The sequence below is a fragment of the Bartonella sp. MR110HLJHH genome, from assembly GCF_042194225.1.
Lineage (GTDB): Bacteria > Pseudomonadota > Alphaproteobacteria > Rhizobiales > Rhizobiaceae > Bartonella > Bartonella grahamii.
This window is the reverse complement of record NZ_JBHIMQ010000086.1, coordinates 1-776: the sequence shown is the minus strand read 5'-3', so window position 1 is coordinate 776 and position 776 is coordinate 1. Positions and strand designations below refer to the sequence as shown.

Genomic DNA, 776 nt, shown 5'->3' with positions numbered 1-776 from the left:
GTGCGATAGTGAGAAGGATCATTTTTGAAAGCTGTGATCGCAGAACCAATATCGTTGAGTGCTGCTTGATAGGTTTGTTTCAAGCGATCAGGGTTGAGAGCAGGAATGTCGCTTTTATTGAGAAGGGTGCGCAATTCACTACCAAGCTGATCAAAATTGATGCCATTGTCACTGTTTTTTGCAAAAAACTTTTCCAGACTTTCGCTGTTTAATTTTGCAAGTATGGGGGAAATATTGGTTTTGAGGCTGTCTACGGTTTGTTGGACCATGGAGCTGTTTTCGAGAGCAGTTTTAGCTCCTATCTTTGCTGTACTAGAAACCACGTGGATGGCTTGGAGGGTCATTAGCAATGTTATGAGAGCCCAAGTAAGAAAGCCATGAAGCGTCCCTGACGATTCAGCAAAACGTCCAGCTACAAAGCCTCCCAAGGCTAGGCTAATCAGTGTAACGATAATAGAACCCACGCCAAAGGAGAAGAAAGAGCCTTCAAATGGGGTTGAAGAGGTGAAATCCATTTGGCTTAAGCCTAAAGCTGCTACCAGAAAAGAGAGGCAGATTGAGGTGGCAAGGGCTGTCACCAATCCCGCAAAGATTGCGGACCATGAAATGGGTGTGTGAAAGAATGGATACTTTTCTTCTAGAGATGTTTCTCCTAGAAAATTCGTATCGAATGGTGTGTCTTCAGGAATGCGAGTTTCCATGTTTTATCTCCTTGAATATGCTGGAGATACAATGTCTTTTTGCCAATTATGTTCCAAAAGTGAATAGATATGCGC

At 43.2% G+C, this 776-nt stretch carries 1 pseudogene; it reads right to left on the bottom strand.

From position 1 onward, the window contains the following. A pseudogene (locus tag ACFIKB_RS09480) lies at positions 1-701 on the bottom strand (DUF3792 domain-containing protein); the annotation flags it as partial. Positions 702-776 lie beyond the last annotated feature (75 nt).